Here is a 14,029-nt window from a genome sequence, read left to right on the forward strand (position 1 = left end):
AGGAGCTTGAATGCTGCAACCCCAATGGCTACGCACCTTTCGCACCCTGGTGAGTGTCGGCAACTTCACGCGTACCGCGGAGCGGCTCGATCTGACCCAGGCCGCTGTCAGTCAGCATGTGCGCCAGCTGGAAACCCGACTTGGCACGCTGTTGATCCGTCATCCGCGCAAGATCGAACTGACGCCGGCCGGCCATGCACTGCTGGATTTCGCGCGTGAGATGGAAACCGCCGAGCAGCGCCTGACCCAGCGGCTGGCGGGCAATGAAGACAGTCATGGCGACATTCGGCTGATCACGCCGGGCAGCATTGGCCTGGCGATCTATCCGCGCTTGCTGGCGCTTCAGCAGGAGTCGCCGGGGCTCAATGTCCACCATCGCTTCGCACCGACGCGCGAGGTGGTGGAGGCCGTGCTGGAGAATCGCTTCGAGCTGGGGATCGTCACGCTCAAGCCGGATGACCCGCGCCTGAGCGTGACGGAGTGGGCGCGAGAGCCCCTTGAGCTGGTGGTGCCGGCGGGGGTCGAGATCCATGACTGGGAGGATCTCGAGACACTGGGCTTCATCGATCACCCGGATGGTCAGGACATGGCCTCGCGCCTGTTGAGTCGGCGCTTTCCGGGCAATCCGGGCATCAGCTCATTGCCGCGCAGTGGCTCTACCAACCAGATCAGCCTGATTCTGGAGCCGGTCGCCCGTGGGCTGGGCTTCAGCGTCGTGCCGCGCCATGCCCGCGAGGCCTTCCCTGATCATCAGGCCATCCGGGTGGTGCCACCGCCTGAGGGCAGCACGGAGGTGGTCGATACCCTGTGGTTGCTCACGCGAGCGGAATGGCCGCTCTCGGCGCGCGCCAGACGGGTGTTGGAGTATCTGAAGGTGTCGCTGTAGCGTGCCGAGGCCTAGACGCTCAGGCACCAGACCTCGACACTCAGGCATCAAACCTCGACACTCAGGCATCGACGCCGGGCATCAGCGCACTGATCAGCTTATGGAACAGTTCATGAAACAGTTCATGGAGCAGCTTACGGCTGGCTCAGCGCATAGACCTGTGCCGTCAGGGTGCTGCCATCTTCCAGCGTGATCGTGGCCGGCTGGCGAAGGTATTCGCTGCCTTCGAAATCATCCAGCGCCTGCCAGTGATCGGCCAGGTTGTCGGAGGAGAAGACGTGACCGCGGATGGTGTCGCCCGCCTCATCCAGTCTCAGCCCCGGAAAGCCCATCTCAGCCCCCCAGCCAGCTGCCTCCAGGCGGCCCTTGAGGGTGCCGGGTGTCCAGCTGCCGCCAATGTCGAGCATGACGTGTTCGTTGGGGCCGCCCGGGCCCAGGGTGCCGTAGATGAAAAGATGCTGCATGGGAGTCTCTGTCGTTCGTCGGGGGAGAAGCCTGTCTCGGCGGCGCGCGCCGGACGGAGCGAGGGCTTGCGGCCGTTCACGGCTGCCTTGAGGTAGGCCCTGGAATCTCGAGGCCGGAAAATTCGCGTGTCAGCCAGCGGGTGATGGGTTGGATCACGGCGCTGTTGGGATGGCGGACACTCATGCGATAGCCGTGGCGGTCCCGCGAGATATGCGGCGTCAGGGCGATCAGTGAGCCGTTGTCGAGCAGGTCCTGGATGACGTGGCTCCAGCCCAGCGCGACGCCCTGATGATTGACGGCAGCATTGAGCGTCAGCGGAAAGTTGTTGTAGGGGAAGGCCTTGTCGAGGCGCGGCACCGGCAGCCCCGCGTGGCGACACCAGGTGGCCCAGTCCAGCCAGCGGGTATCGCGCATGTCCAGATGCAGCAGGGTGATGCGCGACAGCGCTTCGGCATCCAGCCCCTTCTCGAGCCCATGACGTCGGGCGTAGTCCGGGGAGCAGACCGGGAAGGCGCGCTCCGCGACCACCAGCGTATCGCGATGATCGCCCGTCAGCGGCGGGCCGAAGCGGATCGCAATGTCGGCCTGCTGCATCTGCGGGTCTTCATCGCGATCGATCGGCAGCAGCGTGAAGTGGCAGTCGGGGAAGTCCTGCTCCAGCCGCTCCAAACGTGGGCGCAGCCAGACATGCGCAAAACCGGCGCCCGCGGCGATGGTGATGCGCGGCGTCGGCTTGTGCACCTTGCGACGTGCTTCCGTGACGGCGCTGCATACCTTGCCAAGTCCGCCTGCCAGTTCGGCATGGAAGCTCTCGCCGTAGTGGTTGAGGATCAGCCGGCCGCCCTGGCGATCGAACAGCGGATGGCCCAGGTGCTCCTCCAGCGCGCGGATGCGCTGGGAGATGGTGGGCTGGGTGGTATCCAGCTCACTGGCGGCGGCCGTCATCGACCCCAGGCGGACCGTCACGTCAAAGGCGACCAGCCCGCGCAGGGAGGGCAGGTCATCCAGAGGGCTTGCGCTTTCCAGCGGCGCTGGGGAGCTTGTCTTTCGGGCCGGCACGAGAGTCCTCACTGTGATGCGCTGTCGCGGCGCTCCTGTCGTACTGTTTTGGCCTGGATGATGGCCTGGCTGATGGCTCGGGAGATTGCCTGGATAAGACATGAGAAGGCATCAGCCAAGGATCACCGGATACAAACAGGAGTGCCGCCTTGTATAGGCGGCACTTATACGCGACGCAGCGAATGACATCAACGCTCAGCCCGGCGGATCAGGCCATGAGGTCGCAACGGATCCTGACCAGCGTCGCATCGGATCCTGATCGAGGAGTTGCTGGTCCTGATTGACGCGCCGCCGATATCAGTCGGTGTCGCGCTCGGCAATCCGCGCATGCCAGGCGGCAATGCTCTCTTCAGGATACTCGGCGTGATGAGCATCACGCGCTTCGTGCGCGACTTCCACCCAGTTGGCCTTGCTGTCGAGCATGATGTGGACATGCTCCGGCGGCACGGGCAGCGGGGTGTCGATCGCCCCTGCCTGAGGATGGATCAGCTCCGGCCAACGGGCATCGTAGAGCCACAGCGCACTGCCGCAGCGCTTGCAGAAGTGCCGTTCCGCCGGACTTTCGACCCCGTCAGTCACCGCGTGATAGATGGAGAGATTGTCCCGGCCTTCCACCTTCAGGGTGTTGGCATCGCCCGCCAGATTGATCGCGTAGCCACCGCTGCCCGCCGTCTTGCGACAGATCGAGCAATAACAGCGCTGATACGGATAGGGGTGCGGCGATTCGAGCTGGAATGTGACGGCCTTGCAGTGGCAGGAACCTTCAAGCTGCATGAGGAATCTCCCTTGTGATGCATGAATGAGGACGCTGGCGCTGACTGGCCATGCATCGCCCGAAGGGCAATGTTACTCCATCCGGGCGCAAGGCGGCGGGCCGTCATTCATCACTTGCCACGATCAATCCATCACTAGCCACGATCCATCCATCTCTTGCCACGAGCCAGCAATCGCTATCCGTGCCGCGCGTGAGTCTCACTGCGGCAGGGCGTAGACATAGGCCTCGAGTTCACGATTGTCATCGAGAATGACGGTAGTGACGGTGCGCTGATAGATGGGGCCCTCGAAGTCATCGAGAGCATCCCAATGCTCGGGCAAGTGCGCCGAGGAGAACACGTGGCCGCGTATCACCTGGCCCGTGTTGTCGACGACCAGCCCCGGGAAGTTGTGCTCATCGCCGTGATCGGTGTTTTCCAGTCGGCCGCGTAGATAGGCCGAGCTCCATTCGCCATCGATATTGGCGATGATATGTTCGTTGAGGCCGCCGGGGCCCAGTGGACCGTAGATGAAGAGATGTTCCATGCGTCTGCCTGTCGGGTTGGGGAAGGGGGGGTGATCCGCGAGGGAAAGACGGCCGTACCGGCACCGCCTTCATTGACGTTGACGTTAGCCAATGATGATGAAGGTTGAGTGGCGAGGTTCAACCCCTTGTTGACGTGAAGCACTCAACGCAACGCCCACAAACCAGATTGCCCCCACTGGGCGGGCCAGTGGGGGCAATGGTCAAGCGGGGGAGACGAGCAGGTCCGGCGCGTTTCACGCACCCGCCTTCACATACTCAGACGCGGCTGTCGAGACCGCCGGCCGGCTCTTCGCCGATCACGTCCGGATCGAAGGGCTTGCGCGCGAAGACGCGACGCAGTGCCGGTTCGAAGTGCTCCAGCGGCGGGGTCGGGTAGTCGGGATCGAAGGCCGCCTGATCATAACGCTCGCAGAAATCCACGCACTTCTGATACCAGGGGTGGTCCTTGTAGATCTCGCGCTCGTTGCGGTCCTCGCCGTAGAAGTGACCGTAGTAGAACTTCTGGAACAGGCCATGGTGATGGATGATCCAGGTCACTTCGGCACGCACGTACGGGCGAATGATGGCGGCGGCCAGCTGCGAGTGATTGTAGGGCGCCAGCTCATCGCCGAGATCATGCAGCAGGGTGGCGACGACCAGGTCGTCATCGGCGCCATCGGCCTCGGCGCGCGCCGCCGACTGCAGGGAATGCTCCAGACGGCTGACCTTGTAGCCGCTCAGGCCATCATCGAGCTTGCGCAGGGCAAGCTTGAGGCGCTCCACCAGCCCTTCATTGAACTGGTCTTCAAGACGCTCGAGCAACGCATAGTCTTCTGCGGTGCCGTCCTTCATCTGGGTGAATGAAACCTGATCCATTACGCCATTTCCTCACGGTTTTCTTGTTGTGCCTGCTGCTGACGCTGACGCATCAGGGTCGTGGCGAAGCGCTCACGCGGGCCGTCGCTATCCATGTAGCAGCCCTGCAGGTGGCGGTGCCCCTCATTGGTGTCGAACGCCGTACGGCCATGCAGCACGCGGGTGTTGTCGAACATCATCAGCTCTCCGGATTCGAGTTGGAAGCGAATCTCGTTGGCCGGGTCCTGGAACAGCTGCCCCAGACGCTGGCGGGCCTGATGGTAGCGGCGAGTGTTTTCCAGCGACATGTGCGGCAGGTGATCGAGGCGCGGGCTGTAGTTGACGCCGATGGGCTCACCATCGGAATTTTCGCGAATCACGCAGCGACGCGTGGTCAGCTCGGTACCGGCGTCCAGGAAGCGGAAGCCGACCGGCGTGGTGCGCAGCAGTTCATAGCCTTCCGGCATCTCGGCCTTGAGCTGCTTGAGCGCATTGAGGCTGTCGACCAGCGTGGACAGGCCACCGGTGGTCTCGTTGACCAGGCAATGCAGCATCTGGATGCCCGGCACCGGATCACGATACGGGTTGTCGGTGTGCGGCCCGAGCGCCACGCTGCGGTAGGCCAGGTCATTGCCCGTCGGGCGCGAGTACACCTCGAAGTAGCTGCCGAAGTTGGTGTCCTTCACGTAGCCGAAGTGACCGGCCACTTCCAGAATGCGCTCCGGATCGGTCGGTACGTTCTGCACGATGATGTAGCCAAAGCGCAGATAGGCCTTCAATGCCTTCTGGAAGTCCTCATTGTTGCCCATCTTCTCCCAGTCGACGCGCTGCGCCTGCTGATCGATGCTCGCATCCCAGCTCTCGGGCTTGGGGAACGGCGTGATGCCCTGCAGTTCATGCGCCAGCATGGTGAGGTCATACACCTCGCAATGCCCGTCACTGAAGGTGAATTCCACGTGCGTCTCATCGACCGGGCGCGCCGCGGTCAGCTCGAGGTTGACGTCGATGGCATGCGAATCGAACAGACGCTGGGTGGTCACCTCATCGAGCTGCTCCGGGTCCTGGGTGCGCTCGCGCAGCCACAGCGGGCTGACCGGCTCCAGGCCTTCGGCGGTGATCAGGTTCAGTGACAGCGGCGACTCGCTCAGGGTCAGCGGCAGCGCATCGGACAGGGCATTGGTCAGGGACATGCAGGCATCTCTCCATTAGCACGGTTGTATATCGTGGCCATTATGGGAGCGAGGCATGGGACCTAAGTAGGGGGTGAGTGTTATCGGAGGATATGCATTTTTCTTATGGGGTGACTGGTGGGGAGGGAGGTTCGCGCCCGCTACCCGAGCGCCATTGCGCGTGCCCAGGGCCTGCCCATATATGCTAAATAGATGATTTATAAATTGTTTTGTCTTTTTTGTTACCATCGTCGCGGACAAGGCGGATAGCGGTGGCGAATTGGCCCCAAACCTGCAGAGCGAAACGGTGATACCTGTCGTCAGTGAGTCAGTCGTGCTCTCGGGCGCGCGTGGCGCAAGGAGGATCACCGTTCTTGATAACTGGCATTTTGCATGCTCATTCAAATCGATAAATAACTGCTATCTCGCTTTGCTAAGCTAAGCAGGTTTCCGCTTCGGCATCTCAGCGACTTCGCTTGATGATATACCTGCCCTGACACCTGTGACGCCGGCTCAAGCCTGCCGTGCCGAACAGGACACAATAAAAGCAAGGAGATCCCGCTTGGAACTGATCCAGTATGCTCTGGACAATCTGGAGCTCTTGACCACACGCACGCTTGAGCACATCTCGCTGGTCGGGGTGGCGGTGGGAATCGCCACCCTGACGGGCGTGCCCATCGGTATCGCGATCACCAAGAACGAGCGAGCCGCCAAGACCGTGCTGTATATCGCCTCGATCATCGTGACGATCCCTTCCATCGCGCTGTTCGGCATCATGATTCCGATCCTGTCGTTGATCGGGCAGGGCATCGGCTATCTGCCGGCCGTGATCGCCGTACTGCTGTATTCGCAGCTGCCGATCATCCGTAACACCTATACCGCGATCAACAATGTCGACCCGGCGCTGCGCGAAGCCGCCAGAGGGGTGGGCATGAGCCAGAATCAGCGTCTGTGGATGGTGGAGATTCCGTTGGCCGTGCCGATCATCATGGCCGGTGTACGCACCGCCGTGGTGCTGAATATCGGGGTGATGGCGATTGCGGCCTATATCGGTGCCGGGGGGCTTGGCACCTTCATCAGTCGAGGGATTTCCCAGTCTGATCCTCGGCAATTGATTGTCGGGGCGGTGGCGGTCAGCGTGCTGGCCATCCTCGTCGACTATGCATTGTTGGCGCTGCAGAAGCGCCTGACGCCCAAGGGCATGGACCGCACCACAGCGGCCGCCGCCTGACGCGTCATTCGCGCGCCATTCTGCCAACACGACAAGGAACGCTTCATGATCGAACTCGACAACCTGACAAAAGTCTTCGATACCCCGAAGGGCGCCGTGACGGCGGCTGACAATATCAGCATGAAGGTCCCGAGCGGTGAGATCTGCATCCTGCTCGGCCCCTCCGGCTGCGGCAAGACCACCAGCCTCAAGATGATCAACCGCATCATTCGCCCGACCTCGGGGCGAGTGCTGATCAACGGGGAAGATACCACCAATCTCGATACCCAGGAGCTGCGCCGCAACATCGGCTACGTGATCCAGCAGATCGGTCTGTTCCCGAACATGACCATCGAGGAGAACATCACCGTGGTGCCCCGGCTGCTGGGCTGGGACAAAGCGCGCTATCGCGAGCGCGCCCGTGAGCTGATGCGCATGATCGCGCTCGAACCCGATGCCTTCCTCAAGCGCTATCCGAGCGAGCTGTCCGGTGGCCAGCAGCAGCGTATCGGCGTTGCGCGTGCCTTGGCGGCGGACCCGCCCGTGATGCTGATGGATGAGCCATTTGGCGCCATCGATCCCATCAACCGCGCGGTGATCCAGGATGAGTTCCTCAAGATGCAGCAGGACCTCAAGAAGACCATCATGTTCGTCAGCCACGATATCGATGAGGCGATCAAGATGGGCGATCGCATCGCTATCTTCCGCGGCGGCAAGCTGGTGCAGTATTCACCGCCCGATGAATTGCTGGCCGCGCCGAAGAACGAGTTCGTCGAATCCTTCCTGGGAGAAGACCGCGCTCTGAAGCGCCTCAATCTGGTCAAGGTGCGCGACCTGGCCAGTGAAGACATCGGCATGGTCACGCCGGATGACACCCTGACCACGGCGCTCGAGCGCATCGAGGCCTACGGCTACCAGAACAGCATCGTGATGGTGAACGACAAGCGTCAGCCGGTTGGCATCATCAGTGCCGCCATCGCTCGCACCTCCAAGGGCCATTGCCGTGATCACTTCCAGAGCGTGCCCGTCGTGGTCAGCCTGGAGGATGACCTGCGCAAGGTGGCCTCGCTGATGTTCGCCAATGACATGACCTGGATGCCGTGCGTCGATGACGAGGGGCGTATCGTCGGCCAGATCACCCAGCGCGCCATCACCCATCATCTGGGTTCGCGCTATCGGGCGCATGCGGGTGGCGGGGCTTCTGGCCAGCAGGGTGAGATGTCCGCGACCGCGCTGCACAAGGAGTAAGCCCATGCCGACACTGAAATTCACGGGCTTGCTGCGGCTGGTGGCCGTGGTCGCGATCTTCATGGCCGGGGTCTGGAGCCAGTCGAGCGGCGTGATCGAAGAGTTCCTCTTCTATATCACTGACATCCAGTTTCTGACGGTACAGCACCTGTGGTTGACGGCTCTGTCCGGCGGGCTGGCGATCCTGGTCGCGGTTCCGCTGGGTATCATCCTGTCGCGACCGAGCATGACGCGCTACGCCGAATCCGCCATGCAGGTGCTCAACGTGGGCACCACCATCCCGACGCTGGCGGTGCTGGCCCTGTCGATGAGCTTTCTGGGCATCGGCACCGTGCCGGCGGTCTTTGGGCTGTTCGTCGCGACCCTGCTGCCCATCACCCGCAATACCTACACGGGACTCAAGGGCGTGTCACCGGCCTTGAAGGAAGCGGCGGCCGGGATCGGCATGTCGCCCCTCCAGCGTCTGGTGCGGGTCGAGTTGCCCAATGCGCTGTATGTGATGTTCGCCGGGATTCGTACCGCCCTGGCGATCAATGTCGGCACGGTACCGCTGGCCTTCCTGATCGGCGCCGGTGGACTGGGGGAGCTGATCTTTACCGGGATCGACCTCTATGACCCCATCATGATGCTGTCCGGCGCCATCCCCACGGCGCTGCTGGCGATCGGGGTGGATGTGCTGGTGGCCTTCGTGGCCTTCCTCGTGGTGCCGCGAGGCGTCAACCCGGCGCGAGCATGAATGAAGACCCACGCGCCGACCCGCTCAGCGCGTGGTGACAGACTGCACGACCTGAACAACAACAACCGGCTGGACCGAAATTTCACAGGATAGGAGAACACCATGAAGACCTTGACGACTCTGCTGACCGGCGCGGCACTGGCCGCTTCACTTTCCACGGCGCAGGCTGAAGAGATTGTGGTGGGTGGCAAGAACTTCACCGAACAACAGATTCTCGCCAGCATGACGGGGCAGTATCTGGAAGGCCTGGGGTATGAGGTGGAAGAGCGCTCCGGCATGGGCTCCGCCGTTCTGCGTCAGGCGCAGGAAAACGGCCAGATCGATCTCTATTGGGAATACACCGGCACCTCACTGATCAACTACAACGATGTCAGTGAGCGCCTGAGCCCGGAAGACACCTATGCTCGCGTCAAGGAGCTGGACGCCGAGAAGGGCCTGGTGTGGCTGGAGCCGTCTGCGGCCAACAATACCTACGCACTGGCGATGCGTGAGGCGGACGCCCAGGAGCGCGGTATCGCCTCACTGTCCGACCTCTCGCAGGCGGTCAACGACGACAAGGGGCTGTCCTTCGCGCTGAACGCCGAATTCTACGCGCGTGATGATGGCTGGCGTCCGCTGCAGAAGGCCTATGACTTCCGTGTCGGGCGCGCCGACGTCAAGCGCATGGATTCCGGTCTGGTCTACCAGGCACTGCGTGATGGTCAGGTCGATGTCGGCCTGGTGTTCGCCACCGATGGCCGCATCCCGGCGTTTGATTTCACTGTGCTCGAGGACGACAAGGGCTACTTCCCGGCCTACGCCCTGACGCCGGTGGTGCGTGAGGAGTCGCTCAAGGCCAACCCGGAACTCGAGTCGCAGATGAATGCGCTGTCCGCCGAGCTCAATGACGACACCATGGCGAGCCTGAACGCGCAGGTCGATGTCGAGAAGAAGAGCATCGAGCAGGTCGCCGAGGACTTCCTGAAGGAACACGGCCTCAAGTGACCTTCAGGTACGCCTGATCCTCTGATAGCGAGGCTCAGGGGCTACGCTAGCACGACAAGGCCGCCTGCGGGCGGTCTTGTCGTCTCTGGCGGCCGCGTCTGCCTCGCTCGCATCTGCCGTCATCCCGTTGGTCATTTTCGTGTCTGCCAAATTGGAGAAGTCCCATGTCTGCTCCGGATTGTCTGCCTCACGCTATACCCACCTCTCATGCACTTGGCGAGGATCGCCTGGCGCCTGAGCCGCTGTCCCTGATCCATGAATATGACGACACCCGTCTCAGCGCAGAGCAGCTGCACCAGGCCAAGCGCTGCCTGTTGGACCTGCTGGGCGTCGCGGCAGGTGCGACGCGGACTCCCCTGGCCGCCAAGGCGGCTCGCTACGTCACGCGCCAGCACGGCGGCGACTTGCCGCTGTTGTTTGCCAGCGGCACGGCCTCTTCCAGTGGCGTCGCCCTGCAGGGTGGCTGGTTGATCGATGCGCTGGATGCCCACGATGGCCAGGTGCTGACCAAGGGGCATGCGGGGGTAGCCTTGTTGCCCGGCCTGCTGGCACTCCCGGAAACCCGGCAGCTCAGCGGGCACGCGTTTCTGGCGCTGCTGGCCTATGGCTATGAGATCGCCACGCGCGCGGGCATCGCCTTGCATGCCCAGAGCCCCGATTACCATACGTCGGGGGCCTGGAATGCGCTGGGCGTGGCCGCAGTGACTGCGCGTCTGCGCGGCTTTGATCGTGAGACGTTGCACCATGCGCTGGGCATCGCCGAGTTCTACGGGCCGCGTAGCCAGATGATGCGCTGCATCGATCACCCCACCATGCTCAAGGATGGCTCCGGCTGGGGCGCGATGACCGGCATCTCGGCGGCGCTGCTGGCGGAAGATGGCTTCACCGGAGCGCCGGCATTGACGGTCACGGCGCCGGAGGTCGCTGCGCTGTGGCAGGACCTCGGTCAGCGTCACTATCTGTTCGAGCAGTACTTCAAGGCCTATCCGGTGTGTCGCTGGGCGCAGCCGGCAGTGGAGGCGGTACTGTCATTGGCGGGCGCCGTGGCTGAGTCCGATGACATCACGCGTATCGAGATCATCACCTTCCATGAGGGCAAACGGCTGCATGTCACGCACCCCGACACCACGGAGCAGGCGCAATACAGTCTGCCGTGGTCGGTCGCCTGTGCCCTGGGGCGAGGCAGCGTGGATGTGGAGGGTGTCTGCGATGCCCTTGACGATGACGGGCTCAAGGCGCTGGCGAGCAAGGTGGTGATCGAGGAGGATGCCGCATTCAATGCCCGTTTCCCTGCCGAGCGCTGGGCTCGTGCGCGAATCGTGCTGAAAAGTGGTGAGGTGCTGGAAAGCGCAGACCATGAAGCATTGGGCAATCCGGACAAGCCGCTGACGGATGCTCAGGTGCTGGCCAAGTATCAGGCCCTGGCGGAGCCGGTGCTGGGAGATCGCGCGGCCAGGTTGCGTGATGTCGTGATGGACCTGGAGTCACGGCCGGTCTCCGAGCTGCTGGCGCTTCTGGGCGCACCGGCTTGAACATGGCGGCCGCGGCTGACATTCTGCGCGGCGCTTGATTCTCATTGGCCTGCTTGACCCTGACCCTGGCTTCTGCTGTTCGTTGCCTCCTCTTTTCATTACCGAGACTTGCCCATGCACCATCAAGATCACCTGCGCGTTGGCGCGGCCCAGATCAACGCCACCCTCGGCGATATTGAGGCCAACCTGGAACGTCATCTCGACATCATCCATCAGGCGCGGGATGTCGATCTGGACCTGCTGGTCTTCCCGGAGCTGTCGCTGACGGGCTATGGCATGGGCAGTCGGGTCATTGATCTGGCCTTTCCGCCGCATGACCCACGTTTGCTGATGCTCGCGCGTGCCGCGGGCGATATGCAGCTGGTGGTGGGCTTTGTCGAGGAGGCCAGTCCGGGGGAGTACTACAACGCCCTGGCGATTCTGCAGCACGGCGCGCTGCAGGCCGTGCATCGCAAGCTGAACCTGCCGACCTACGGCGGGCTGGAGGAGGGCAAGCTGTTCACCCACGGCAGCGACCTGACCCAGAACGATGTGCGTGAAGGCTGGTCGGCCACCTCACTGATCTGCGCGGACCTGTGGAATCCGGGCCTGGTGCACGCCGCCATGCTCGCGCGCCCCACCGTGCTGTGTGCGCCGATCAATTCGGCCTCAGGCATCGTCAGCGATGATTTCTCCAACGAGCAGAACTGGGCGATCAACCTCCAGTTCTACGCCATGACCTACGGCACGCCGGTCATCATGGCCAATCGCTTCGGGCCGGAAGGCGGCAGTCATTTCTGGGGCGGGTCGCGAATTCTTGGCCCGCGCGGGGAAACGCTGGCCCAGGCGGAAGACCGCGAGATGCTGATACATGCCGAGCTGTCGCGTACCGCGATCGCCAAGGCCCGTTTCGAGCTGCCGACGCACCGCGACGCCGATACGCCGCTGGTGCGTGACCTGATGCTGGGCTATCGCTGAGCGACAGGTGTTGATCAACAGGAGCTGAGCAAGACCAGCAGCAAGATATAAGCCTGTCGAACAACAAGACGCCCGCGCCAGAATTCTGGCGCGGGCGTCTTGTTTGCGGTCTTGTTTACGTTTTCAGCAATGCGGCTCAGGACGGGAAGCTGAACTGGGCGGCTTCCTGTGCACTGCGCTCAGGCCAGCGCTGTGACACGCTCTTGCGCCGGGTATAGAAGCGCACGGCGTCGGGGCCATAGGCGTGCAGGTCACCGAACAGCGAATCCTTCCAGCCGCCGAAGCTGTGGAAGGCTACCGGTACCGGCAAGGGCACGTTGATGCCGACCATGCCGACCTCGATCTGGTCGGCGAAGCGGCGTCCGGCCTCGCCATCGCGGGTGAAGAGGCAGGTGCCGTTGCCGTACTGGTGGTCATTGATCAGCGCGATGGCGTCTTCGAAGCTGGCCACGCGCACCACGCAGAGTACCGGGCCGAAGATCTCGTCACGATAGATGCTCATGTCCGGCGTGACGCGATCGAACAGCGTTGCGCCCATGAAGAAGCCGGGCGAGCTCTCGACCAGCGGGTGAGTGCGGCCATCCACGATCAGCTGGGCGCCAGCGCTGGCGCCTGCCTCGATATAGCCGGCGACCTTGTCGCGCTGCGAGGCATTGATCAGGGCGCCCATGTCGTGACCGGGTTCGGTACCCGGGCCGATGCTCATGGCGCGTGCCTGAGGGGCGAGACGTTCGATCAGGGCATCCGCGGTTTCATCCCCCACGCAGACGGCCACCGAGATGGCCATGCAGCGCTCGCCTGCGCTGCCGAAGGCGGCCCCGATCAAGGTGCTGGCGGCATTGTCGAGATCGGCGTCCGGCAATACCACGGCGTGATTCTTGGCGCCTCCCAGCGCCTGGATCCGCTTGCCCTGACGAGTGCCGCCTTCGTAGAGGCTCCGCGCCACGGGTGTCGAGCCGACGAAGCTCATCGCCTTGACCTCCGGGGCCGCGATCAGCGCCTCGACGGCTTCACGATCACCATGCACCACGCTGAAGAGCCCTGCGGGCAGTCCGGCTTCGTGCAGCAGGTGGGCCATCTTGTTGGCCGCCGACGGACTCTGTTCCGACGGTTTGAGGATGAAGGCATTGCCGCAGGCCAGCGCCATCGGGAACATCCAGAGCGGCACCATGGCCGGGAAGTTGAACGGCGTGACACCGGCCACGATGCCCAGCGGTTGATGGTTGGACCAGGTGTCGATGCTCGGCCCGGCATTGTGGGAATACTCGCCCTTGAGCAGCTCCGGCACGCCGCAGGCATATTCGACGTTCTCGATGCCGCGCTTGAGTTCGCCCATGGCGTCGTCGAGCACCTTGCCGTGCTCTTCACTGATCAGGGCGCAGATTTCCTGAGCATCCCGTTCCAGCAATGCCTTGAAGCGATACATGACCTGAGCGCGCTTGGCGGGCGGCATGGCGCGCCAGGCGGGCAGGGCATCCCTGGCGGTCTCTATCGCGCGTTGCACGATGGCGGCATCGGCCAGTGGCAGACGGCGCACGGCTTGCGCGGTGGCCGGATTGAGCACATCCAGGGTGCGTTCGCCAGTCACGGCGTCACCGCCAATCAGGTGAGTCAGGGTATCCATCGGTCAGTTTTCAGCCTTGTGTTCA

The 14,029-nt window shown here is 63.0% G+C and carries 14 protein-coding genes; 7 read left to right on the plus strand and 7 right to left on the minus strand.

What is annotated here, in order from left to right; genetic code table 11:
* Window positions 1–10: 10 nt before the first annotated feature.
* Window positions 11–886 (plus strand): LysR family transcriptional regulator, encoded by an 876-nt coding sequence (locus QD280_RS05830; protein ID WP_279838582.1) that lies wholly within the window; start codon window positions 11–13, stop codon window positions 884–886.
* Between the two features lie 134 nt (window positions 887–1,020).
* Here QD280_RS05830 and QD280_RS05835 read toward each other — a convergent pair whose 3' ends face one another.
* The 6 genes from QD280_RS05835 to QD280_RS05860 form a co-directional block, all read right to left on the minus strand.
* Window positions 1,021–1,350, minus strand: coding sequence for a gamma-glutamylcyclotransferase family protein (locus QD280_RS05835; protein WP_153636169.1), 330 nt, complete (start codon window positions 1,348–1,350; stop codon window positions 1,021–1,023).
* A gap of 76 nt (window positions 1,351–1,426) precedes the next feature.
* Window positions 1,427–2,410, minus strand: a complete 984-nt coding sequence (locus QD280_RS05840; RefSeq protein ID WP_165873978.1) for a LysR substrate-binding domain-containing protein — start codon at window positions 2,408–2,410, stop codon at window positions 1,427–1,429.
* Window positions 2,411–2,707: 297 nt separating this feature from the next.
* A complete protein-coding gene (locus QD280_RS05845) occupies window positions 2,708–3,184 on the minus strand; it encodes a GFA family protein (RefSeq protein ID WP_054556217.1) in 477 nt (158 codons plus the stop codon).
* Between the two features lie 198 nt (window positions 3,185–3,382).
* Entirely contained in the window at window positions 3,383–3,709 is a 327-nt protein-coding gene (locus QD280_RS05850; RefSeq protein WP_279832832.1) for a gamma-glutamylcyclotransferase, read from the minus strand.
* Between the two features lie 256 nt (window positions 3,710–3,965).
* Window positions 3,966–4,565 carry an HD domain-containing protein gene (locus QD280_RS05855; protein ID WP_279838583.1) on the minus strand — a complete coding sequence of 200 codons (600 nt, stop codon included), beginning with the start codon at window positions 4,563–4,565 and terminating at the stop codon, window positions 3,966–3,968.
* Complete coding sequence (locus QD280_RS05860; protein ID WP_054556214.1) at window positions 4,565–5,734, minus strand: TauD/TfdA family dioxygenase; 1,170 nt, start codon at window positions 5,732–5,734, stop codon at window positions 4,565–4,567. Before QD280_RS05860 ends, QD280_RS05855 begins: the two co-directional genes overlap by 1 nt.
* Window positions 5,735–6,275: 541 nt before the next feature.
* On the opposite strand from QD280_RS05860, the gene QD280_RS05865 reads away from it, so the two are divergent.
* The 6 genes from QD280_RS05865 to QD280_RS05890 all read left to right on the plus strand — a co-directional run bounded on the left by QD280_RS05865 (window position 6,276) and on the right by QD280_RS05890 (window position 12,380).
* Complete coding sequence (locus tag QD280_RS05865) at window positions 6,276–6,944, plus strand: ABC transporter permease (RefSeq protein ID WP_176677398.1); 669 nt, start codon at window positions 6,276–6,278, stop codon at window positions 6,942–6,944.
* A 45-nt stretch (window positions 6,945–6,989) separates the two neighbouring features.
* On the plus strand, window positions 6,990–8,171 hold the full coding sequence (locus QD280_RS05870; protein ID WP_248377406.1) for an ABC transporter ATP-binding protein: 1,182 nt from the start codon (window positions 6,990–6,992) through the stop codon (window positions 8,169–8,171).
* Window positions 8,172–8,175: 4 nt separating this feature from the next.
* On the plus strand, window positions 8,176–8,907 hold the full coding sequence (locus QD280_RS05875) for an ABC transporter permease (protein WP_279838584.1): 732 nt from the start codon (window positions 8,176–8,178) through the stop codon (window positions 8,905–8,907).
* A gap of 102 nt (window positions 8,908–9,009) precedes the next feature.
* Entirely contained in the window at window positions 9,010–9,891 is an 882-nt protein-coding gene (locus tag QD280_RS05880) for a glycine betaine ABC transporter substrate-binding protein (protein WP_279838585.1), read from the plus strand.
* Between the two features lie 164 nt (window positions 9,892–10,055).
* Window positions 10,056–11,423 carry an MmgE/PrpD family protein gene (locus QD280_RS05885; protein ID WP_279838586.1) on the plus strand — a complete coding sequence of 456 codons (1,368 nt, stop codon included), beginning with the start codon at window positions 10,056–10,058 and terminating at the stop codon, window positions 11,421–11,423.
* A gap of 114 nt (window positions 11,424–11,537) precedes the next feature.
* Window positions 11,538–12,380: a nitrilase-related carbon-nitrogen hydrolase gene (locus QD280_RS05890; RefSeq protein WP_131432377.1), complete on the plus strand. Its 843-nt coding sequence runs from the start codon at window positions 11,538–11,540 to the stop codon at window positions 12,378–12,380.
* 136 nt (window positions 12,381–12,516) lie between these two features.
* Here the strand turns inward: QD280_RS05890 and QD280_RS05895 are convergent, their stop codons facing one another.
* Window positions 12,517–14,004: a CoA-acylating methylmalonate-semialdehyde dehydrogenase gene (locus tag QD280_RS05895; RefSeq protein ID WP_279838587.1), complete on the minus strand. Its 1,488-nt coding sequence runs from the start codon at window positions 14,002–14,004 to the stop codon at window positions 12,517–12,519.
* Window positions 14,005–14,029 lie beyond the last annotated feature (25 nt).

Origin of the sequence: Cobetia sp. 1AS1 (assembly GCF_029846435.1) — a bacterium.
GTDB lineage: Bacteria > Pseudomonadota > Gammaproteobacteria > Pseudomonadales > Halomonadaceae > Cobetia > Cobetia amphilecti.

Excerpts from the sequence above, each read along its gene's own strand:
- QD280_RS05830 (WP_279838582.1), top strand. The coding sequence starts at position 11 with ATGCTGCAACCCCAATGGCTACGCACCTTTCGCACCCTGGTGAGTGTC.
- QD280_RS05870 (WP_248377406.1), top strand. The coding sequence starts at position 6,990 with ATGATCGAACTCGACAACCTGACAAAAGTCTTCGATACCCCGAAGGGC.
- QD280_RS05895 (WP_279838587.1), bottom strand. The coding sequence starts at position 14,004 with ATGGATACCCTGACTCACCTGATTGGCGGTGACGCCGTGACTGGCGAA.
- QD280_RS05845 (WP_054556217.1), bottom strand. The coding sequence starts at position 3,184 with ATGCAGCTTGAAGGTTCCTGCCACTGCAAGGCCGTCACATTCCAGCTC.
- QD280_RS05855 (WP_279838583.1), bottom strand. The coding sequence starts at position 4,565 with ATGGATCAGGTTTCATTCACCCAGATGAAGGACGGCACCGCAGAAGAC.
- QD280_RS05835 (WP_153636169.1), bottom strand. The coding sequence starts at position 1,350 with ATGCAGCATCTTTTCATCTACGGCACCCTGGGCCCGGGCGGCCCCAAC.
- QD280_RS05875 (WP_279838584.1), top strand. The coding sequence starts at position 8,176 with ATGCCGACACTGAAATTCACGGGCTTGCTGCGGCTGGTGGCCGTGGTC.
- QD280_RS05885 (WP_279838586.1), top strand. The coding sequence starts at position 10,056 with ATGTCTGCTCCGGATTGTCTGCCTCACGCTATACCCACCTCTCATGCA.
- QD280_RS05860 (WP_054556214.1), bottom strand. The coding sequence starts at position 5,734 with ATGTCCCTGACCAATGCCCTGTCCGATGCGCTGCCGCTGACCCTGAGC.
- QD280_RS05880 (WP_279838585.1), top strand. The coding sequence starts at position 9,010 with ATGAAGACCTTGACGACTCTGCTGACCGGCGCGGCACTGGCCGCTTCA.
- QD280_RS05850 (WP_279832832.1), bottom strand. The coding sequence starts at position 3,709 with ATGGAACATCTCTTCATCTACGGTCCACTGGGCCCCGGCGGCCTCAAC.
- QD280_RS05890 (WP_131432377.1), top strand. The coding sequence starts at position 11,538 with ATGCACCATCAAGATCACCTGCGCGTTGGCGCGGCCCAGATCAACGCC.